The sequence below is a fragment of the Bradyrhizobium sp. AUGA SZCCT0182 genome, from assembly GCF_018130185.1.
Classification (GTDB): Bacteria; Pseudomonadota; Alphaproteobacteria; order Rhizobiales; family Xanthobacteraceae; genus Bradyrhizobium.
Window position 1 is genome coordinate 1 of the sequence record NZ_JAFCLY010000045.1, and the last position, 20,741, is coordinate 20,741.

Here is a 20,741-nt window from a genome sequence, read left to right on the forward strand (position 1 = left end):
AAGCTCGCCGGCGGCGTCCACCGCCTCGATGGCCAGCTCATGGTCGTCCTCGATGTCGATCGCGTCCTCGAAATCGTGCCCACCACACTCGCAGCATAGAACGATCGGAATAAGGAGGTCGAAAAATGAAAACATGTCTTGTCGTCGACGATTCAGGTGTCGTGCGTAAAATTGCGCGCCGCATCCTGGAAGAGATGGGCTTTGAAATCACCGAGGCTGAGGACGGTGAGAAGGCGCTCGAGGTCTGCAAGCTGGCGATGCCGAATGCCGTCCTGCTCGACTGGAACATGCCCGTGATGGACGGTTATGAATTCCTCGGGCATCTGCGCCGATTGCCCGGCGGCGATGTGCCCAAGGTAGTGTTCTGCACCACCGAAAACGGCATGGACCATATCTCGCGCGCGCTGCATGCCGGCGCCAACGAATACATCATGAAGCCGTTCGACAAGGATATCGTCGCCGCGAAGTTCCAGGAAGTCGGCTTGGTCGAGCTTTCAGAACCGACTCCGGTTTAAATCTTATCCGCTTGCCCTTGAGAGGCCACCCGTGACCCCGCCAGACTATGAGTATCTGCGTAAGCTCCTGAAGGACCATTCCGGTCTCGACCTGTCCGCAGACAAGCAGTACCTGATCGAAAGCCGCCTGCTGCCGCTGTCGCGCAAATGCGGCCTCGCCGGCATCAGCGAGCTCGTGCAAAAAATGAAGGGCGGCGCGTCGACGATTGTCGCCCAGGTGGTCGAAGCCATGACCACCAACGAAACCTTCTTTTTCCGCGACAAGGTGCCGTTCGATCATTTCCGCGATTCGATCGTGCCCGAGGTGCTGAAGGCACGCGCGGCCCGCAAGAGCATCCGGATCTGGTGCGCCGCCGGTTCGACCGGTCAGGAGCCGTATTCGCTGGCCATGTCCCTGAAGGAGATGAGCGCAGCACTTGCCGGATGGCGGATCGAAATCATCGCGACCGATCTCTCCCAGGAAGTGCTCGAGAAATCCAAGGCCGGCATCTACAGCCAGTTCGAGGTCCAGCGCGGCCTGCCGATCCAGATGCTGGTCAAATATTTCAAGCAGAACGGCGAGCTCTGGCAGATCAATGCCGACATCCGCGCCATGGTGCAGCACCGGCAACTCAATCTGCTGCACGATTTTTCGCAGCTCGGGATGTTCGACGTCATCTTCTGCCGCAACGTTCTGATCTATTTCGACCAGGACACCAAGATCAACATCTTCGGCCGTCTTGCCAAGTCGATGGAAGCGGACGGCTTCCTGGTGCTGGGCGCGGCGGAGACGGTGGTCGGCTTGACCGATGTCTTCAAGCCATTTCCGGACAAGCGTGGGCTCTATCGGCCGAACGCAGCGCGTGCGGCAACGGCAGCGCCGAAAATCGCGGCAATGGCGGGGCGTTGAGGAATGACGGAAGAGAACAAGGCAGCCGAGCGCGTCACGTTCAGCCGGGGTTACGACGTCTGCATCATGGCGATTGACGGAACCTGGCGCCGGGATTGCCAACTCAACTCGATCTCCGATACCGAGGCCACGTTGACCGTGGAGGGCTCCATTCAAGGCCTCAACCTCAAGGAGTTCTTTCTGCTGCTGTCGTCGACCGGGCTCGCCTATCGCCGCTGCGAACTGGTGCGCGTCAACGGCACCGACATGGATATTCATTTCCTGAGGGGCAAGCACGCCAAGAAGCGATCCGGCGCGGCGTCGAAGTCCGAAGAGATGATGTCCTGAGCGTCTAGCTTTCGCACCGAACCGCTGGTCAGGCGGTGAAATCGCTCATTGGCAAAAAGCCGGGGCAACGTCCGGGCCAGGATGGCGGCAAACGGCAAGGACCCGCCGATACAGGCTGGCCGGTTCGATGTTCCCAATTTTCAGATGGCCGTATTGGGCGGGCTGCTGCGGCACGGCGCCGCCATTCGCTTACGCGCTGAGAACCGAAAGCGCCGGCGGACTCCAGGCATAATCGCTGGCGCCCTGCTCCGGTGTATTGGACGGTGTCATGGGGTCGAACAGCGAGTGGAGGGCGATGGCAAGATTGGCGTCACAGGCCTTCAACGCCACGGTCGCCCTGACATAGGGCGGCGTCACATCATCCAGCACAACGACATTGGTGGAGATGTCTTGGCTGCCGGACGCGGTTTCGCGGGCGATCTCCTGTTCGATCAGCCTCAGGCTCGCCTGGACATGCTCGATCAGGGATATGACATCCGATACCACCGAGCGGTACGCGTTATTTCGGTCGTCGGGTTCGATCGCGATGCCGCCGCCTTGGGGGTTCTGCATAGCTGCACTCCTCAGGCCACTTTTTAGGGGCGCGTTGCTACTTGTGCGTTAAGCGAACGTCCCGTACAAATACGGGGGCGTTTTGATGCGGTATGTAGTTGAGTACCGATATCGAGTGCGCGTCACGTTTCACCATGCACGGAAGTTGAAACATGGCTGAGAAAGCCCACTCCCGCGGGGAGATCTTTGTAGTCGATGACGACCCGGCCGTGCGCGACACGCTTTCCATGGTGCTGTCGGCGGGCGGTTATCAGGTCATCTGTTTTGCCGACGGCGCCGCATTGCTGGCCGTTGCAAGAACCCGGACGCCGTCCTGCATCCTGCTCGACGTGCATATCCCCGGCAAATCGGGCCTCGACATCCTGAAGGAACTGCACGGCGAGGACTATCCTGCGCCGATCTTCATGATCTCCGGGCAAGGCGATATCTCGATGGCCGTCAACGCCATCAAGAGCGGCGCGCTGGACTTCATTGAAAAGCCGTTCCGTGGCAGCGAGATCGTCGCACGGCTCGACGAGGCGATCGAGGCCTATGCGCGCCGGCAGGCGGAAAACAACTCCGCGTCCCGGATCGCGACGCTGCATTTTCCCGGACGCGAGCCGCTCACCCGCCGCGAACGCGAAGTGCTCGAGCAGTTCACCGCCGGCGCGTCCAACAAGGAAGCGGGCAGGCACCTTGGGATCAGCCCGCGGACCATCGAGGATCACCGCGCCAACATCATGAAGAAGCTCGGGGCACGCAACGCCGCTGACCTGGTCCGAATCGTGATGACCACTTCGCGTCAGGCGTGAGTGGACGGCGACGGTGCAGCTTTCGCGAGAATGCGCGGCAGCTGTAGGCCGCTAGAGCGTTTTCCAGCGAAGTGGACACCGGTTCGCGTCAAGAAAACGCGTCAAATCTAGAATCTAGAACCCCGTTCCGATTTAAATCGGAACGGAAAAGGCTCTAGTCGCCGAGGGCCTTGCGAATCATGATGGCCATATCCGATTTGCGATAGGGCTTGGCCAGCAGCAGCACGCCCTCGTCGAGCCGGCCGTGGTGGATGATCGCGTTTTCGGTATAGCCTGACGTGAACAGCACTTTCAGCCCGGGTTTGATCTTCAGCATCTCGTTGGCGAGCTGGCGGCCGTTGAGGCCGGGCATGATCACGTCGGTGAACAGCAGGTCGAAGGGGTGGCCGGCGTTGACGATCGCGAGCGCCTCCGTCGCGTTCCCCGCATCCATCGTGACGTAGCCGAGCGAATGCAGTTGCGTCAGCACGTAATTGCGCACCAGCGCGTCGTCTTCGACCACCAGGATCGTCTCATTGCCGCCCTCGACCGTCGGCCCGTGGCTCGGCCCGGCCGCAAGCGACGTGCCTGAGGCCGGCGGCAGGTACATCTTGATCGTCGTGCCGTGGCCTTCCTCGCTGTAGATCATGATGTGGCCGGCGGATTGCTTGACGAAGCCGTAGACCATGCTGAGCCCGAGGCCGGTTCCCTTGCCCGGCCCCTTCGAGGTGAAGAACGGATTGAACACCTTGTCGAGGATGCCAGCCGGAATGCCGGTTCCGGTATCGCTGACTGCGATCATCGCGTAGCGGCCCGGCCGGACGTCATTGTGCGTCCTGGTGTAATGCTCATCGAGTACGACCATGCCGGTTTCGATGATCAGCTTGCCTCCGTCAGGCATCGCATCGCGGGCGTTGAGGGCGAGATTGAGGATGGCGGTGGCCAGTTGATTGGGATCGACGATCGCCGGGCAGGATTCGTCTTCAAATACCGATTCGATCTCGACATGCTCGCCGAGCGTACGCTGCAGCAGTTTCGCGGTGTCGATGATCAGCGTATTGACGTCGGTTTCCTGAGGCTCGAGCGGCTGCTTGCGGGCGAATGCCAATAGATGCTGGGTGAGGTCGGCGCCGCGCGACGCGGCTTCGTCAATCATCCGCGTGATGGCCGCGAGTTGCGGCTCGTCCTTGACGGCGTCGGCCAGGATTTCGATCGTCCCGGTGATGACGGTCAGGATATTGTTGAAATCATGCGCGATGCCGCCGGTGAGCTGGCCGACGGCTTCCATCTTCTCGGACTGCCGGATGCGGTCCTCAGTGGCGATCTTGTCGGTGAGGTCGCGTATGAAACCGTTGAACACGAAGCCGTTGCGGCGCTTCAGCGCGGTGACACTCAGTTCGACCTTGATCTCCTTGCCGTCGCGTCGCATCGCGTCGATCTCGAGACGGCGGCCGAGGATCACCCCATCACCGGTGCGCAGGAACCGTTCCAGGCCGGCCGCGTGCGCGTCGCGATGGACGTATGGAATGATCAGTTCGCTGAGTTTGGCTCCGACCGCTTCATCCCGTGTCCAGCCGAAGATATTCTCGGCTTGCGAATTCCAGTCCGCGATCGTGCCCTGATCGTCCATCTGGACAAAGGCATCGAGCGCCGTGTTGATGATCCCGCGGGCCAGCTGTGCGCTTTCACGCAAGGTTTCCTGCGCCCGGCGGGTCTCGGTCATGTCGCGGCCGACAAAGAAGAACCGTCTCACCGGTTGGGACCAGACCCCGAGCCAGGACAGCCACACTTCGCGACCGCTCTTGTGGAAGCAACGCGTGTCCGCAATCGTCGGGCGTTGCCCGCGCCGCAGGGCGCGCATTTCCTGGCGCGAGTTCTCGAGATGATCGGGATGGATGAAGTCTTCTCCACTGCGGCCGATCATCTCGCCGGGCCAATAGCCCAGGATGACGGCGCAACTCGGGCTGATCTGGACCACGGATCCCCGTGAATCCGTCACCATGATCAGGTCCTGCGAAGTCTCGAAGACGCGGCGAAGCTCCTCGGCCTGTTGGCGCAGCTCCAGCCGGGTCTTGTTGCTGTCGGTAATGTCGCGGGCAACCTTCGATATGCCGATGGTCGCGCCCGAGGGCGCCTTGATCGGCGAAATGCTGAGCGAAACCTCGACCGGCGTGCCGTCCTTGCGAAGACGCGTGGTTTCGTTGTGCTCGATGCTTTCACCCCAGCCGATCCGGCGCAGGATGTCCTGCCCCTCGGGCAGCCGGCCGGCGGGCATCAGGATCGCGATGTTCTTGCCTGCCGCTTCCGCCGCACTGTATCCGTACAATCGTTCCGCAGCCGAGTTCCAGCCGGTGATCGTGCCGTCGAGCGACGTCGTGATGATCGCGTCGTTGGATGATTCGACCGCCGCGCTGAACAGACGCTCGCGCTCGGCGTGGTGGTCGCGCGCCGCGATGGTGCGGCGATGCTCCTGAACCTCCTGCTGCAGTGCTGCGGTCTTCTCGTTGACCTCCTCGATCACGTCAGCGAATGCGCGCGCCAGCACGCCGGTCTCGCCGCGAGCGTCAACCGGAATGGCGACTTTCCCGTTCCGGGCGGCGCCCTGTACGGCGGCGGTCAGGCGAATGATCGGCCGGGTCAGCGACCTCGCGATCAGCAGGGCCAGCACTGCCGCGCACAACACGGCGATCGTTCCGACCAGAAGGGAGGTGTTTCTGATGCTGGCGGCCGGCGCCATGATCACGGCGTTGGGGGTGGTTTCGATCACGCCAACCCATTCGGTACCAGCCAGAAGGGCAGGGGCGAGAGCTATCCCGCCCGAGCGGGCAGCATGATCCGGGACGATTTCGGCGATGCCGCGGGTTGCCCCTGCCTGCGCCGCCAGTTGCGGAAAGTCGGCTTTCCAGTCGTTGGGCTTGCCGAGCAGCGCGCCGAACTCGCGTGAGCGATCGGGATGAATGAGATAGTCGCCCTGCCGGTTGACGACGTAGATCGTCTCGCCCGGCAACATCGACGACCGCACGCGGTCGAATGCCCGCCGCATATCGACATTGATCATGAAGATGCCGAACGGCTTGCCGTCATCGGCGAAGATCGGCGTCGCGATGCGAATCGTCGGCCTGTGCGTCTCCTCGATCAGTCCGTTGCGGCGTCCCAGATCGAGCGGCGAAACGTAGATTTGTCCGGGACCGAGTGCGAGCGTTTCCGTGAAATAGTTTCGGTCGCTTCTCTTCTGCAGTCCCTCTTCGGGAACGATCCGAATCCTGTCGTCTGGTCCCATACGGTCGACGCGGACGACCTCGCGGCCGTCGTCATCAAAGCTGATGATCCGAAACATCGCATAGGTGGGCTTGGCTTCGAGTTCCGCTGCAAGGCGAGTCGCTATCCGGTCGCGCCACGTCTTTTCGGAGACACCATCCACCGGATCGACGCCGCCCGCCCTTCGGGCGCGGATCAGTCCCCGCAACGCCGCCGCCGAACGGAAGCCCGCGACATCTCCGGTCGCACTGGCTGCGTAATATTCGAGGTCGGTCGCCACCTGCCGCGAATGCGTCTCGATGCGGTCTCGGGCGCGCAGCAGCAGCGCCTGTTCCAGGCTGCGATAGCTCAGCCAGCCGACCGCGGAAACCGCGAGCGCGACCAACGCAATCATGGCGATGGCAAGCCTGGTTGTGAGCGTCATTTTTTGATTCGTTCGCCCTCCCGTTCATCCCGGGCAAGCGGCTGGGCGAACCCGGTAATGCTATTTCGCATTACGGGCAGGAAGCAACTCCGCCGGGGGCATGGGATGAACTTGACGACAGGCGTTTGGCGGCCTCCAGGCAGTTCGTGACCATCGCCAGCAGGGCCGCCGGTTTGAACGGTTTCTGCAGACTGGAGACGGCGCCGAGCTTGGTCGCCATGGTCAGGAAGTCGGGGGCGGCGCCTTCTTCCGAAGATATCGGCCGTCCCGAGATCACGACGATCGGTATCAGTGGCCGCAGCTGGTGAACCAGCCGCATGGTCTCGAACCCGTCCATTCCCGGCATGAAGATGTCGAGAAACAGCAGATCGAAATCTTCCTTTTCGAACAGCGCAAGCCCTTTACGGCCGTCACCGGCGGTGACCACGCTATGGCCTGCGCGCTCGAGCAATAGGCGGACCGTGGCCTGAACCGCGGTATCGTCGTCTACTATCAATATTCTTGCCAAAAGAAGGTTCTCCGGGCGCCCGCTGGAATCAGGTCAACGGCAGGTTGCGATTTTCGCTGAAACCTTGTTCTCCTGCAACGGTTTCCCGGCTGCAGATGTTCCTGCCAAGAACCGCATATCCGCCTGTTGTCGGGTAGACAGCGAGCAATTTGCTGCCGCAACGGAGCCGATTCGTCCTGATGGCGCGGATTAATCTGCGGCGTTCAGTCGCTCAGATATTCCGGATACCGCGCCCGGATCTGGGCGAGTTCGCTGAGCGTTCCCGACAGATGGGTGCGCAGATGCTTCTGCGCCCCGTCTGGATCGCCGGCGTCGATCGCCTTGGCGATCAGCCTGTGGTGCCGCACGATGTCCTGCGCCTTGCCGGGGGAGGGCAGATGCAGCCGGCGCAGCCGGTCGATATGGCCGCTGCGGCTGCGCACCAGCGCCCAGATGTCCTGCTTGTCGGCCGCCGTATAGAGCTGGGCGTGGAATTCATTGTCGGCGGCCATGAATTTCTCGAACTCGCCGGCCTTGGCGAATTGCTGTTGGCGCACGATTGTTCCATTCAGCTCGGCGACGAAGGCTTCGTCATGGCGGATCGCCAACCCGCGTACGATCTCCAGCTCCACCGCCTGCCGCAGGAAATGCGCTTGCTGGGCCAATCGCACATCGACCCGGCTGACCACGGTCGCATATTGCGGGAACACGTCGACCAGGCCTTCCTCTTCGAGCCGCATCAGGGCGTCCCGGATTGGCGTCGAACTGATTCCGAACTGCCCGGCCAAAGCGGCCCGCGACAGCGGCGATCCCGGCGGCAGCTCCAGCGAAATGATCATGCCGCGCAGGCGCTCGAATACCTGGGGCGCAGCCTGCCGGTCGCGGTCGAGCCGCTCGGGGGAACGCGGTGCGGCGCGGCGGGCGGCGATTGGCGTTGGACCCATCGGAACAACGGTCCTTTCAGAAGGTGCTTGCCTCAAATGCACTAATATATTAGTGCATCTCCTTGAGGGCGTCAATGCGTGGAGACCGCCGGAGGAAACCAACGATGAAGAGCATGATGTGGCGCGCCGCTGCAGGCGCAATCGCGGCACTCGGAATGGCGCTGTCCGGCGCGCCCGCGCTGGCGCAACAGAAAAGCGAGATCGCGCTGTCGCGGCAGCCCGGCATTTTCTACATGCCCTCGCACATCATGGAAAAGCAGAAGCTGATCGAAAAGCACGCCGCGGCGCTGGGCCTTGCGGGCATCACCACCAAGTGGCTCAGCTTCAACAGCGGCGGCGCCCAGACCGACGCGCTGCTTGCGGGGGGCGTCGACATCCTCAACACCGGCACCGGCAACCTGCTGCTGCTGTGGGATCGCACCCGCGGCGGCGTCAAGGGTATCGTTGCGACGTCAGCACAGCCGATGACGCTGATCAGCCGCGACGCCAACATCAAGTCGCTGAAAGATATCGGCCCCAACGACAAGATTGCGGTGCCGACCGTGAAAGTCTCGACCCAGGCGATCGTGCTGCAGATCGCGGCCGCCGAATTGTTCGGCGCCGACCAATGGTCGAAGCTCGATCCCAACACTGTGCAGCTCGGCCATCCCGATGCCTATGTCGCGATGACCAACGCCCAGCACGAGGTTCGCAACCATTTCGCGATCCCGCCCTTTACGTTCCTCGAACTGAAGAACGTGCCCGGCGCCCATGTCGTGCTGTCCTCGCCCGACGTGATGGGCGGGCCGCTGAGCCAGGCGCAGTTCTTCACGACAACCAAATTCGCCGACGCCAATCCCAAGATTGTCCAGGCGGTGCGCGATGCCACCAAGGAAGCGCAGGATCTGATCCGCAGCGACACCAAGGCGGCGGTGGATATCTACAAGGAAGTCACCGGCGACAAGACCAGCGCCGAAGATCTGCTGGCCTGGCTCAAGGAGCCCGGCATGATGGAGTGGAACCTGCAGCCGCAGGGCACCATGAAATTCGCCAACCATCTGTTCAAGGTCGGTACGCTGAAGACCCAGCCCAAGGCGTGGACCGAATATTACCTGCCGATGGCGCATGACCTGAAGGGCAATTGACGCGATGACGGCGCTTCTCGACGTCAGCGACGTAACGCTGCGCTACAAGACTTCGAGCGCGGTGGTGACCGCGACCGAGCGGGTCAGTTTTACGGTCGATCGTTCCGATCGTTTCGTGCTGCTCGGTCCCTCCGGTTGCGGCAAGTCGACCTTGCTGAAGGCGGTCGGTGGCTACATGACGCCGAGCGAAGGCAAGATGCGGATCTCGGGCCGCGAGATCACGGAGCCCGGCGCCGACCGCATGATGATCTTCCAGGAGTTCGACCAGCTGCTGCCCTGGAAGACCGTGCTGGAAAACGTCATGTTCCCGCTTCTGATGACGCGGCGGCTGCCGCGCAAGGAGGCCGAGGTTCGCGCCCGCGCCTACATCGAGAAGGTCAGCCTCACCCGCGTCGTCGATTCCTATCCGCATACGCTCTCGGGCGGCATGAAGCAGCGCGTCGCGATCGCGCGCGGTATGGCGATGGAGCCGGATATCCTCTTGATGGATGAGCCGTTCGCCGCGCTCGATGCGCTGACGCGGCGCACCTGCCAGGACGAACTGCTGCAGCTCTGGTCGGAAACCAAATTCACCGTGCTGTTCGTCACCCATTCGATTGCGGAAGCGATCAAGATCGGCAACCGGATCCTGCTGCTGTCGCCGCATCCCGGACGGGTCAAGGCCGAAATAACAGACGTCGATCAGGTCTCCAGCGAAGACGGCAGCGCCGCTCGGCTCGAAAAGCAGATTCACGATCTGCTGTTTTCGAACGCGGACAACGAAGCCGCCGCGGTACATTAGAGCATGATCCGGAAAAGTGGGTACCGGTTTTCCCTCGCGACAAACGCGGAACGCGTTTGCGCGGAGATCATGCTCAAACAAAAGGATTGAGCGTTCGATGGGCGAAGCGAAAATTTTGATGCGCGACACCTCGGCCGCAGCCGCATCGGTAGAGGTTGAGCGTAAGCTGACGGTGCTGGAGCTGTTGTGGAACGACGGCTTCGTTCGCAAAGCCGTAATCATCCTCTTCCTCGCGGTGGTTTGGGAAGTCTACGGCACTTACCTCGACAATCCGCTGCTGTTCCCGACCTTTCACGACACCATCGTGACCATGTTCGAGAAGGTGCGCGACGGCACGATCCCGCTGCGCGCCTGGGCGTCGCTGAAGGTGCTGTTCATGGGGTACAGCGCCGGCATCATTCTCGCCGCGATCTTCACCATTCTGGCGATCTCCACCCGCATCGGCACGGATTTCCTCGAAACCGTGACCGCGATGTTCAACCCGCTGCCGGCGATCGCGCTGCTGCCGCTGGCGCTGATCTGGTTCGGGCTCGGCAATGGCAGCCTCGTCTTCGTGCTGATCCATTCGGTGCTGTGGCCGGTCGCGCTCAACACCCATTCCGGCTTCAAGAGCGTGTCGAACACGCTGCGCATGGTCGGCCGCAATTACGGCCTGCGTGGGCTGCCTTACGTGGCGCGCATCCTGATTCCGGCGGCGTTCGGCTCGATCCTGACCGGCCTGAAGATCGGCTGGGCGTTCGCCTGGCGCACGCTGATTGCCGCCGAACTGGTGTTCGGCGTGTCGTCGGGGCAGGGCGGGCTCGGCTGGTTCATCTTCGAAAACCGCAATCTGCTTGACATACCTGCTGTCTTCGCCGGCCTGTTGACGGTGATCATCATTGGCTTGATCGTGGAAAACCTGATCTTCCGCACCATCGAGCGCAACACCGTCCAGAAATGGGGTACTCAATCATGAGCAGCAAAAACAAGACCCCCGACCAGCTTCGCAGCGCGCGCTGGTTCGCGCCCGACGATCTGCGCGCCTTCGGCCACCGCTCCCGCGCGATGCAGATGGGCTACGCGCCGGAGGAATGGAAGGGCCGTCCCGTCATTGCGATTTTGAACACCTGGTCGGACGCGCAGCCCTGCCACATGCATTTCAAATCCCGCGTCGACGACGTCAAGCGTGGCATCCTGATGGCCGGCGGTTTTCCGATGGAGCTGCCGGCGCTGTCGCTGTCGGAATCGTTCCTGAAGCCGACAACGATGCTCTATCGCAACATGCTGGCGATGGACGCGGAGGAATTATTGCGCGGCCATCCCGTCGACGGCGTCGTGCTGATGGGCGGCTGCGACAAGACCACGCCGGGCCTTCTGCTCGGCGCCACCAGCATGGGCCTGCCGACGATCTATCTTCCGGCGGGGCCGATGCTGCGCGGCAACTGGAAGGGCAAGACGCTAGGCTCTGGTTCGGACGCCTGGAAATTCTGGGACGAGCGGCGCGCCGGGAAAATCTCCGACAAGGATTGGGTCGATGTCGAGGCCGGCATCGCCCGCAGCTACGGCACCTGCATGACCATGGGCACCGCCTCGACCATGACGGCGATCGCCGAGTCGATCGGCATGACCTTGCCGGGCGCATCCTCGATCCCGGCCGCCGACGCCGGACATATCCGCATGGCCTCGGAATGCGGCCGCCGCATCGTCGAGATGGTGTGGGAGGATTTGACGCCAAACAAGATCCAGACCCGCAAAGCCTTCGAGAACGCGATCACGGTGGCGATGGCGATGGGCTGCTCGACCAATGCGATCATCCATCTGATCGCGCAGGCCCGCCGCGCCGGCCAGGATATCGGGCTCGATGATTTCGAGATCGCCAGCCGCAAGGTGCCTGTGATCGCCAATGTGCGGCCGAGCGGCGACAAATATCTGATGGAAGATTTCTTCTATGCCGGCGGTTTGCCGGGCCTGATGAGCCGCATCAGGGAGCACCTGCACCTCGACGTCATGACCGTGACCGGCCAGACGCTCGGCGAGAACATCGCCCGCGCCGAAGTTTATAATGACGACGTCATCCGCACCGTGAACGACCCTATCTATGCCGAAGGCGCGCTCGCGGTGCTCAAGGGCAACCTTGCGCCCGATGGCTGCGTGATAAAACCCTCGGCCTGCGAGCCGCGCTTTCTCAAGCACACGGGACCGGCGCTGGTGTTCGACGATTATCCCTCGATGAAGAAGGCGATCGACGATCCCAATCTCGATGTGACCGCGGATCACGTGCTGATCTTGCGCAATGCCGGGCCGCAGGGCGGGCCCGGGATGCCGGAATGGGGCATGCTGCCGATCCCGACCAAGCTGGTAAAGCAGGGCGTGCGCGACATGGTGCGGCTGTCGGATGCGCGCATGAGCGGCACCAGCTACGGCGCCTGTATCCTGCATGTGTCGCCGGAATCCTATATCGGCGGTCCGCTGGCGCTGGTGAAGAACGGCGATCGCATCACGCTCGACGTCAACGCCCGCACCATCAACCTCGATGTGCCGGAGGCGGAGCTTGCAAAGCGCCGCGCCGAATGGAAAGCGCCGGAACGCCGGTTCGAGCGCGGCTATGGCTGGATGTTCACCAAGCACATCAAGCAGGCCAACGAAGGCTGCGATTTCGATTTTCTTGAAACCGGTTTTGGCAAGCCGGTGGGGGAGCCGTCGATTTACTGACGCCGTCGTTCCGGGGCGCGCGCAGCGCGAACCCGGAACCTCGAGATTCCGGGTTCGATGCTGCGCATCGCCCCGGAATGACAAGAGAGAACCGATACCAAGCAAAAAACATCCCAGGGAGGACCACCCATGAGCATCACACGACGCAACATCCTCGCCGCAGCCGGCGCCACCGCGGTCACCACGCTTCTCTCGCGTGCCGCAGGTGCGCAATCATTCCCGTTCACGATGAACCAGCGCTATCCCGATCCGTCGGTGCAAATCCTCGATCCAAGCTTTGCAAAATACCGGATCTATTCGTCTACGATCGAACAGGTCGCTACCGGGATGCGTTGGGCCGAAGGCCCGGCCTATTTTCCCGAGGGAGGCTATCTCCTGTGGAGCGACATCCCCAATAATCGCATCATGAAGTTCGACGAGAAGACCAGCCAGACCAGCGTGTTCCGCGCTAACGCCAACTATGCCAACGGCAACACGCGCGACCGCCAGGGCCGCCTCGTCACCTGCGAGCATTCGGTGACCCGCCGCGTCACCCGCACCGAGAAGGACGGCAAGATCACGGTGCTGGTCGACAAGTTCGAGGGCAAGCGGCTGAACGCGCCGAACGACGTCGTGGTGAAGTCCGACGACAGCATCTGGTTCACCGATCCCTTGTTCGGCATCAATGGCGAGTGGGAGGGCAAGAAGGAAAAGCCCGAACAGGCCACCACCAACGTTTACCGCATCGCCAAGGACGGCAAGATATCGGCCGTCATCACCGACATCGTCAATCCGAACGGCCTGGCGTTCTCGCCCGACGAAAAGAAGCTTTATGTGGTCGAGTGGAAGGGAAGCCCCAACCGCAGCATCTGGGCCTACGACGTCAAGGACGATGGCACGCTCGGCAGTCGCAATAAGCTGATCGACGCCGCCGACCAGGGCGCGCTCGATGGCTTCCGGGTCGATCGCGACGGCAATCTGTGGTGCGGCTGGGGCAGCAACGGCGCGCTGCAGCCGGATCCCACTGACGTTGGCGGCCGCAAGGTGTATCAACTGAAGGGCAAGTCGGAAGACCTCGATGGCGTGATGGTGTTCAACTCCGAAGGCAAGCCGCTGGCGTTCATCCGGCTGCCGGAGCGTTGCGCCAACCTCTGTTTCGGTGGACCGAAGAATAACCGCCTCTATATGACGAGCTGCCACTCCGTGTACGCGCTTTACGTGGAAGCGCATGGGGCGGTGTGATTGATTACCACCGTCATTCCGGGATGGTCCGAAGGACCAGACCCGGAATCTCGAGATTCCGGGTTCGCTTCGCGCCCCGGAATGACGGAATAACTGGGATGATGAAACCATGACAAAACTGAGCGACGCCACCCGCAACAAACTCAAAACCGTCTCCACCGCCACCGTCGCCACCGCGCTGTTCAAGCGCGGCTTCCGCATCCAGATGATCCAGGATGTGCATCCGCTCGGGCCAAATCAGCCGGTGCTGGTCGGCGAAGCCTTCACGCTGCGCTACATGCCGGCGCGGGAGGATCTCAACAAGATCGAGGTGTTCCGCGACCGTGCCCATCCGCAGCGCAAGGCGATCGAGGACTGCCCGCCCGGCGCGGTGCTTGTGATGGACAGCCGCAAGGATGCGCGCGCAGCTTCGGCCGGCGCTATCCTGGTGACGCGGCTGATGAAGCGTGGCGCGGCCGGCGTCATCACCGACGGCGGCTTTCGCGATTCGGCTGAAATCGCCGCGCTCGGCTTTCCCGCCTACCACCAGCGGCCGAGCGCGCCGACCAATCTGACGCTGCACCAGGCGATCGAGATCAACGTGCCGATCGGCTGCGGCGACGCGCCGGTGTTCCCCGGTGACGTCATTCTCGGCGACAGCGACGGCGTGATCGTGATTCCCGCGCATGTTGCCGACGAAATCGCCGACGAGGCGGTCGAGATGACCGCGTTCGAGGATTTTGTTACCGAGGAAGTGCGCAAGGGCCGATCGATCCTCGGCCTCTATCCGGCAACCGACGAGCAGACGCCGAAGGATTTTGCGGCTTGGCGCAAGGCCAACGGGCGGTAATATGCCGCCGGCTGGCACCGAACGTTTTTTTCTCCAACAGTGAGTCCACATCATGCTGATGTTCAACAATCTGATCGACGGCGAATGGCTGTCCGATGGCGCCCGCGCGCCCAACGTCAACCCATCCGATACCAAGGACATTGTCGGCCAGGCGGTGCGCGGCACGCGCGCGCAAGCCGAGGCCGCGATAGCAGCTGCAAAGGCCGCATTCCCTGCCTGGTCGCGGTCGACGCCGCAGGTGCGCTACGACATTCTGAAGAAGGCGTCGGACGAAATCCTCGCGCGCAAGGACGAACTGGGCCGGCTGCTGTCGCGCGAGGAAGGCAAGACGCTGCCGGAAGGCATCGGCGAAGTCGCGCGCGCCGGGCAGATCTTTGCGTTCTTTGCCGGCGAATGTTTGCGGATGGCGGGCGAGAAACTCGCCTCAGTGCGTCCCGGCATCGACATCGAGATCACACGCGAAGCGCTCGGCGTTGTCGGCCTGATCACGCCGTGGAATTTCCCGATTGCGATACCGGCCTGGAAGATCGCGCCGGCGCTGGCCTATGGCAACACCGTGGTGATCAAGCCCGCCGACCTCGTGCCGGGCTCGTCGTGGGCGCTGGTCGATATCCTGCACCGCGCGGGCCTGCCCAAGGGCGTGCTCAACCTCGTGCTCGGGCGCGGCTCCGAAGTCGGTGCGGTCCTGCTGGAGCATCCTGATGTCGCGGCCATCAGTTTCACGGGGTCCGTTTCCACCGGTCAGAAAGTCGCGGCGGCCTGCATCGCCTCGCGGCCGATGAAGAAGTTTCAGTTGGAGATGGGCGGCAAGAATCCGCTGGTCGTTCTCGACGACGCAGACCTGAAGGTCGCCGTGGAATGCGCCGCCAATAGCGCGTTCTTTTCCACCGGCCAGCGCTGCACCGCCGCTTCGCGCCTGATCGTCACCGCCGGGATCCACGACAAATTCGTCGAGGCCCTCACCGAGCGGATGCGTGGCCTGAAGATCGACGACGCCGTCAAGGCCGGCACCGATATCGGTCCCGTCGTCGATCAGAGCCAGCTCGATCAGGATCTCAAATATATCTCGATCGGCAAGGATGAGGGTGCAAAACTCGCATTCGGTGGCGAGCGCCTCAACCGCGATGCGCCCGGCTTCTATCTGCAGCCGGCGCTGTTCACCGACGTGAGCAACACCATGCGGATCGCGCGCGAGGAAATTTTTGGGCCGGTGGCCGCGGTCATCAGGGTCAAGGATTATGCCGAAGCGCTGGCGACCGCGAATGACACCGACTTCGGCCTGTCATCCGGCATCTGCACCACCAGCCTGAAATACGCCAGCGACTACAAGCGCAATTCCGAAGCCGGCATGGTGATGGTCAATCTGCCGATCGCCGGCGTCGATTACCACGTGCCGTTCGGCGGCCGAAAAGGCTCCAGCTTCGGCGCCCGCGAACAGGGCCGCTACGCGGCGGAGTTTTATACGACGGTGAAAACGGCGTACACGTTGCCGTAAATCGACTACGGACAGTGTGCGTTCCCCGGACGCAGCGCAGCGTGAAACGGTGCGCTGCAGAACCGGGGTCCATACATCTGTAACTCAAGCGTGGGTCCCGGCTCTACGGAGCAGCGTTTCACGCTGCACCGCGTCCGGGACACGGCCTCACATCACACCTCCGCTCTATCCGCCAGCCCCACCGCCCACAGCGCGAACGCATAGGCGATCGCGACTTCATCCAGCCGGTTGAAGCGCCCCGACGCGCCGCCATGGCCGGCTCCCATATTGGTGCGGAGCAGCACCGGGCCGCCACCCTTCATTGTCGCGCGCAATCGCGCGATCCATTTCGCCGGCTCCCAATAGGTGACGCGCGGATCGGTCAAGCCGCCCATCGCGAGGATCAGCGGATAGTCCTTGGCCGCGATATTGTCGTAGGGCGAATAGGACAGGATGGTGCGGAAATCTCTTTCGCTCTCGATCGGGTTGCCCCATTCCGGCCATTCCGGCGGCGTCAGCGGCAGCGTGTCGTCGAGCATCGTATTCAGCACGTCGACGAACGGCACTTCCGCGACGATGCCGGCGAACAATTCGCCCGCGCGGTTGGCGACCGCTCCCATCAGCATGCCGCCGGCGCTGCCGCCATGGCCGACGATGCGCTTTGCGCTGGTGTATTTGGCCTCAATCAACGCGCGGCCTGCCGCCGCAAAATCGTCAAACGTGTTGGTCTTCTTTTCGCGCTTGCCGTCGAGATACCAGCCCCAACCCTTGTCGGCGCCGCCTCTGATATGCGCGATCGCATAGACAAAACCGCGATCGACCAGCGACAGCCGGTTGGCCGCGAACGAGGCCGGCATCGCCATGCCGTAGGACCCGTAGCCGTACAGCAGCAGCGGTGCGTTGCCGTCGCGCACGAGATCCTTGCGATGCAGGATCGAGACCGGCACTTTGGCGCCGTCATGCGCCGTCGCCATGATGCGGGTGGTGACGTAGTCGGCCGGGTTATGGCCGGACGGAATCTCCTGCCGCTTGCGCAGCACTCTCGTTCGCGTCGCCATGTCGTAATCATAGACTTCCGACGGCGTCGTCATCGACGAATAGGAAAACCGTAAGTTCGTGGTTTCGAATTCATAGCCACCCATGGTGTCGAGCGAATAGGCGGCTTCATCGAAGGCGATGGCGTGTTCTTCACCCGTCGTGAGATCGCGGATGATGATCGCGGGCAACGCGTTGGCGCGCTCCAGCCGCACCATGTGGCCAGCGTAAAGCTCGACATCGAGCACATAGATGCCCTCGCGATGCGGGATCAAATCGCGCCAGTTCGCGCGCGCTGGTGAAGCCAGCGGCGCGCTCATCACCTTGAAGTCGATCGCGTCATCGGCGTTGGTGAGGATGAACAGCTCGTCGCCGCGGTCGGCGATCGAATATTGCACGCCTTCCTCGCGAGCCGCGACCAGCCGTGGCGGCGTCTCGGGATACGCCAGATCGATCAGGCGCTGCTCGGATGTCTCGTGGTCGCCGCCCGCGATCACGCAAAAGCGTCCGCTGGAGCTTTCATGCAGATGGGTGAACCAACCGGAATCCCGTTCCTCATAGATCAGCGTGTCGTCCGCCTGCCGGGTGCCTAAGCGATGCCGCCACACCTGCATCGGCCGGTGGTTGTCGTCGAGCTTGACGTAGAAGAAGCTTTGTCCGTCCGTGCTCCAGACCACGCCGCCATCGGTCTCCTCGACGAGGTCGTCAGAGTCCTTGCCGCTCGCCCAGTCGCGCACACGGATCGAGAAATATTCCGAGCCCTTCGTGTCCGCGCTCCACGCCTGCAATTTATGGTCAGGCGAATGCCGCGCGCCGCCGAACTTGAAATAGCTGTGGGATGCCGCCAGCGCATCGCCGTCGAGCACGATCTCAACGTCGCCGCCATCGCGCGGGGTGCGGCCGTACATCTCGTGCTGGCCGCCCTCGCGGAATTTTCGCAGGTAAGCGAACGGGCCATCCGGCGATGGCACGCTGGAATCGTCTTCCTTGATGCGCCCGCGCATCTCCGCGACCAGTTTCTTCTGCAGCGGCGAGGTGTGGCCGAGCAGGCTCTCGGTGTAGTCGTTTTCGCTTTCCAGATACTGCCTGATGTCGGCGTCCAGGATCGAGGGATCGCGCAGCACCTCCTGCCATTTAGCGTCCTTCAGCCACGCATAATCGTCCGTCACCGTGATGCCGTGGGTGGTGAACGAATGCGTGCGGCGCGGCGCCACCGGCGCCTGCATTGAACGGCCTTTGGTCGTTGGTTGGGTCAAGCGATCCTCGTCTGGTTCTGGAAGTTCGTTCGCATCCGCCCTTATATCGGGTCGAGATCGCGAATTGCCAGACGGAAGCCATCAGTTCGTTTGCAGATCGACGCGTATCGGGTGGAGCGCCAGGGCGGCACGCCTTGAGCCGTGCCGTTACGGTGCCGAGACCGCGCCGACAATCGCCCGAATGGCCTTGGGATTCCTGATCATGTCAGTGTGCGTCACATCAGGTACAATGGTAACCGGGATATTCACGCCAAGACGCTGCAACAGCGGGGCGTATTGGGATGCGATCACCTGCTCGTCGGCATCTCCAACCAGCAACGCGGCGGGACGGCGGATGTTCTGCAGATAGGCCTGATACTGACGTCCTGCGCCGAAATTTGTCGCCAGCCGATACGAATAGCTGTCGGTCAACCAGCGCGCCATCTCGGGCGATATCGCGTAGCGGATGACTGGAAGCCCGTCGAACCAGTGAATGCCGACGCGGCCGAGCAAAGCAATCGTGATGATGCGCGGAACGGCAACGCTTACCCAGCCGCCGGCGTTCGGCCGCAAGGTTGGCGCGTCCGAGAGCGTGGTCGGCGATAGCAGCACATAGCGATTAAACAGCAGGCCATAGCGGCCGCCGGCGATACGGATGGCGAATCCGGCCCCGGCGGAGAATCCCAGCAGCGTGCGGGTCTCGCCGCTCTTCGCCGTCCCAAGCGCTGCGACGAAGTCGGCGAGATCGTCATCGATCTGCCCGATATAATCGATGTCGCCGCGCCGTCCCGAGCCGCCATGACCTCGTATATCCGGCACATAGACCGTAACGCCGGCGGTGCGGAGGGATTCAGCGAGGATGTGCATGCTGGTCCCGGGGCCCGCCGAGCCGTGGATCAGGATGGCGACTTTCTCAGGTCCCGCAGGGTAGGCGTAGTATTGCAGGTTGGCGCCGTCCCGCGCTCGGAATTGCCGGGGCGCCGGAAAGTCAGAGCTGGCCAGCTTTGACGGCGCCGCCATGGCGGCCATCACCGGCGGGGCTCTCGGTGCGTCGAACGAAATCACGGCAACAGGGATCATCGCGGCCACGACGAGTAAGGCAAGCAGGCCGATGAGCAGCTTGTACATGATGTCTCCGGGGCTTCTACAACGGCCTGATTGGAAGACAGAGCTCGCAGCGCAGGCTCGCGGTAGAGAAATCGTAACCGCGCCGAAGTTCCAGTCGCGGCCTGTCCTCGGGTTGGTAGCCGCTGCCTGGCAGCCAGATTGTGTACAGCCTGTCCCACGCCTCGGTGATGACGGCGGCCGAACCCTGAAAGAGCATGACTGCGTATTTGCCGCCGGGCAGGTCGGCCACGTTGATGGCGCGGTCAGGCTTGAAATCGTTGCCGACGATAAGGCCGGCGTCATAGCGCAGCCTGTCCGGTGCAACGATGCTCGGCGCATCGTGGCCGATGCCGACCGTGAGCATCGCGGGGTGCCGCAGCTCGCGGATGGCTGCCCAGCGCATCAATCTGGCCCATAGCGGGGAGATGCCGCCGCTGGTGCCGTAGGGCCCGACGTGACGCATATAGGCGATCCGGTACGGCGGAATTTCCATCACCTTGACCCGCATTGCGCTCCCTTCGGTGCCAGTTGCGGGACGATGCCGGATGCGTTCGATGGATGCTTTGCGATTCTTGCGCTGTGATTGACCTGGTTTGCGCTTCGGCTTTGCCTGTTTGTTCCGACGCCGATGCACCTCCCGCCATTTCCGCCCTTCATCTCCGCGCCACCGTGTTGCGCTCATGCCGAAATGCGCCTTGAACGCGCGCGCGAAGGTCGCGGCCGACGAGAAGCCGTATTCGAGCGCGATGCCGAAAACGTTGGCGTCCGGCGCTCGCAGGAGCGCGGCGGCGGCACGCTCGAGGCGCGTGCGGCGGATGAAGTCAGCGAGAGTCTCGCCGGTGATCGAGGTAAAAACCCGATGGAAGTGGAACGGCGAAAACGCCGCGATATCGGCCAGTCGCTCGAGCGTGAGATCGCCGACAAGGTGGGCTTGCACATGGTCGATAACGCGATTGATTCGCCGCTCGTACTCGCGGAGGCTGGCGGGCGTTTTCATGCGCAGCTTTTCGGTCACATCCGCACCGGCATCGGGCAACAAACGGTCGACCCACGTTATAGCCGATGGACGTCAGCGGCG

18 protein-coding genes and 1 pseudogene are annotated in these 20,741 nt (G+C 62.6%); 12 read left to right on the plus strand and 7 right to left on the minus strand.

Features of this window, described 5'->3' with window-relative positions:
* The 4 genes and pseudogenes from JQ611_RS42095 to JQ611_RS33295 form a co-directional block, all read left to right on the plus strand.
* Positions 1 to 99, plus strand: a pseudogene (locus JQ611_RS42095) (chemotaxis protein CheW); the annotation flags it as partial.
* Positions 100 to 125: 26 nt separating this feature from the next.
* On the plus strand, positions 126 to 515 hold the full coding sequence (locus JQ611_RS33285; protein WP_212269058.1) for a PleD family two-component system response regulator: 390 nt from the start codon (positions 126 to 128) through the stop codon (positions 513 to 515).
* Positions 516 to 546: 31 nt separating this feature from the next.
* Positions 547 to 1,404, plus strand: coding sequence for a protein-glutamate O-methyltransferase CheR (locus JQ611_RS33290; RefSeq protein WP_212269057.1), 858 nt, complete (start codon positions 547 to 549; stop codon positions 1,402 to 1,404).
* 3 nt (positions 1,405 to 1,407) lie between these two features.
* Positions 1,408 to 1,731: a PilZ domain-containing protein gene (locus JQ611_RS33295; protein WP_212269056.1), complete on the plus strand. Its 324-nt coding sequence runs from the start codon at positions 1,408 to 1,410 to the stop codon at positions 1,729 to 1,731.
* Positions 1,732 to 1,920: 189 nt separating this feature from the next.
* On the opposite strand, the gene JQ611_RS33300 is transcribed toward JQ611_RS33295, so the two are convergent.
* Entirely contained in the window at positions 1,921 to 2,283 is a 363-nt protein-coding gene (locus tag JQ611_RS33300; protein WP_212467838.1) for a hypothetical protein, read from the minus strand.
* A 152-nt stretch (positions 2,284 to 2,435) separates the two neighbouring features.
* Here JQ611_RS33300 and JQ611_RS33305 point away from each other — a divergent pair, with 152 nt between their 5' ends.
* Positions 2,436 to 3,074 (plus strand): response regulator transcription factor, encoded by a 639-nt coding sequence (locus tag JQ611_RS33305; RefSeq protein ID WP_212001077.1) that lies wholly within the window; start codon positions 2,436 to 2,438, stop codon positions 3,072 to 3,074.
* 154 nt (positions 3,075 to 3,228) lie between these two features.
* Here the strand turns inward: JQ611_RS33305 and JQ611_RS33310 are convergent, their stop codons facing one another.
* The 3 genes from JQ611_RS33310 to JQ611_RS33320 all read right to left on the minus strand — a co-directional run bounded on the left by JQ611_RS33310 (position 3,229) and on the right by JQ611_RS33320 (position 8,166).
* A complete protein-coding gene (locus tag JQ611_RS33310; RefSeq protein WP_212467839.1) occupies positions 3,229 to 6,735 on the minus strand; it encodes a PAS domain S-box protein in 3,507 nt (1,168 codons plus the stop codon).
* 70 nt (positions 6,736 to 6,805) lie between these two features.
* Positions 6,806 to 7,243 carry a response regulator gene (locus tag JQ611_RS33315; protein ID WP_212269053.1) on the minus strand — a complete coding sequence of 146 codons (438 nt, stop codon included), beginning with the start codon at positions 7,241 to 7,243 and terminating at the stop codon, positions 6,806 to 6,808.
* Positions 7,244 to 7,446: 203 nt separating this feature from the next.
* The gene (locus tag JQ611_RS33320) at positions 7,447 to 8,166 is read right to left on the minus strand and encodes a GntR family transcriptional regulator (protein ID WP_212269052.1); all 720 of its coding nucleotides are present in this window, start codon (positions 8,164 to 8,166) and stop codon (positions 7,447 to 7,449) included.
* A gap of 116 nt (positions 8,167 to 8,282) precedes the next feature.
* On the opposite strand from JQ611_RS33320, the gene JQ611_RS33325 reads away from it, so the two are divergent.
* From JQ611_RS33325 to JQ611_RS33355, 7 genes are all read left to right on the plus strand, one after another.
* Positions 8,283 to 9,290 carry an ABC transporter substrate-binding protein gene (locus tag JQ611_RS33325; protein ID WP_409363340.1) on the plus strand — a complete coding sequence of 336 codons (1,008 nt, stop codon included), beginning with the start codon at positions 8,283 to 8,285 and terminating at the stop codon, positions 9,288 to 9,290.
* 4 nt (positions 9,291 to 9,294) lie between these two features.
* Complete coding sequence (locus JQ611_RS33330; RefSeq protein WP_212269050.1) at positions 9,295 to 10,071, plus strand: ABC transporter ATP-binding protein; 777 nt, start codon at positions 9,295 to 9,297, stop codon at positions 10,069 to 10,071.
* A 97-nt stretch (positions 10,072 to 10,168) separates the two neighbouring features.
* Entirely contained in the window at positions 10,169 to 11,026 is an 858-nt protein-coding gene (locus JQ611_RS33335; protein WP_212269049.1) for an ABC transporter permease, read from the plus strand.
* Positions 11,023 to 12,762 (plus strand): L-arabinonate dehydratase, encoded by a 1,740-nt coding sequence (gene araD / locus JQ611_RS33340; protein ID WP_212269048.1) that lies wholly within the window; start codon positions 11,023 to 11,025, stop codon positions 12,760 to 12,762. The genes JQ611_RS33335 and araD overlap by 4 nt, the downstream gene beginning before the upstream one ends.
* A 129-nt stretch (positions 12,763 to 12,891) precedes the next feature.
* The gene (locus JQ611_RS33345; protein ID WP_212467840.1) at positions 12,892 to 13,983 is read left to right on the plus strand and encodes an SMP-30/gluconolactonase/LRE family protein; all 1,092 of its coding nucleotides are present in this window, start codon (positions 12,892 to 12,894) and stop codon (positions 13,981 to 13,983) included.
* 109 nt (positions 13,984 to 14,092) lie between these two features.
* Positions 14,093 to 14,812, plus strand: a complete 720-nt coding sequence (locus tag JQ611_RS33350; protein WP_212269046.1) for a ribonuclease activity regulator RraA — start codon at positions 14,093 to 14,095, stop codon at positions 14,810 to 14,812.
* Positions 14,813 to 14,864: 52 nt separating this feature from the next.
* The gene (locus tag JQ611_RS33355) at positions 14,865 to 16,307 is read left to right on the plus strand and encodes an aldehyde dehydrogenase family protein (RefSeq protein ID WP_212269045.1); all 1,443 of its coding nucleotides are present in this window, start codon (positions 14,865 to 14,867) and stop codon (positions 16,305 to 16,307) included.
* 152 nt (positions 16,308 to 16,459) lie between these two features.
* Here JQ611_RS33355 and JQ611_RS33360 read toward each other — a convergent pair whose 3' ends face one another.
* The 3 genes from JQ611_RS33360 to JQ611_RS33370 all read right to left on the minus strand — a co-directional run bounded on the left by JQ611_RS33360 (position 16,460) and on the right by JQ611_RS33370 (position 20,702).
* Complete coding sequence (locus tag JQ611_RS33360) at positions 16,460 to 18,547, minus strand: S9 family peptidase (protein WP_212467865.1); 2,088 nt, start codon at positions 18,545 to 18,547, stop codon at positions 16,460 to 16,462.
* A 177-nt stretch (positions 18,548 to 18,724) separates the two neighbouring features.
* A complete protein-coding gene (locus JQ611_RS33365; protein ID WP_212467841.1) occupies positions 18,725 to 19,684 on the minus strand; it encodes an alpha/beta hydrolase in 960 nt (319 codons plus the stop codon).
* Between the two features lie 16 nt (positions 19,685 to 19,700).
* On the minus strand, positions 19,701 to 20,702 hold the full coding sequence (locus JQ611_RS33370; protein ID WP_212467842.1) for a GyrI-like domain-containing protein: 1,002 nt from the start codon (positions 20,700 to 20,702) through the stop codon (positions 19,701 to 19,703).
* Positions 20,703 to 20,741: the final 39 nt, after the last annotated feature.